Origin of the sequence: Acinetobacter sp. TUM15071 (assembly GCF_008980925.1) — a bacterium.
Taxonomy (GTDB): domain Bacteria; phylum Pseudomonadota; class Gammaproteobacteria; order Pseudomonadales; family Moraxellaceae; genus Acinetobacter; species Acinetobacter dispersus.
The window spans coordinates 1-440 of sequence record NZ_BKGB01000071.1; the positions used below are offsets into that span (position 1 = coordinate 1).

Below are 440 nucleotides of genomic sequence, written 5' to 3' on the forward strand. Positions count from 1 at the left end.
AGAAATTCGGCGATCATGAAGTGCTTAAAGGAATATCACTTGATGCAAATGCCGGTGATGTGATTAGTATTATTGGTTCATCGGGTTCAGGTAAAAGTACTTTACTCCGCTGCATTAACTTTTTGGAACAACCGAGCAATGGCACGCTTAAGCTCAATGGTGAAAAACTACGCACAGTCTTTGATAAAAAAGGCAATTTAAAAGTAGTTGAACCAAAGCAACTACAAAAAATGCGTACGCAGCTCATGATGGTATTTCAGCATTTTAATTTGTGGTCTCACATGACAGTGCTGGAAAATGTCATTGAAGGGCCGATTCACGTACTTGGGGTAAAACGTGCTGAAGCTGAAGAGCGTGCAAGGAAATATCTGCGTAAAGTTGGGCTACCTGAAAGTGTTGAAAGTAAACATCCGGCATTTTTATCTGGTGGTCAGCAGCAA

1 protein-coding gene is annotated in these 440 nt (G+C 40.9%); it reads left to right on the top strand.

From position 1 onward, the window contains the following. Positions 1 to 440 (top strand): ATP-binding cassette domain-containing protein (locus GBI66_RS19275; RefSeq protein WP_151717193.1); only part of this gene is annotated, 440 nt, incomplete at both ends.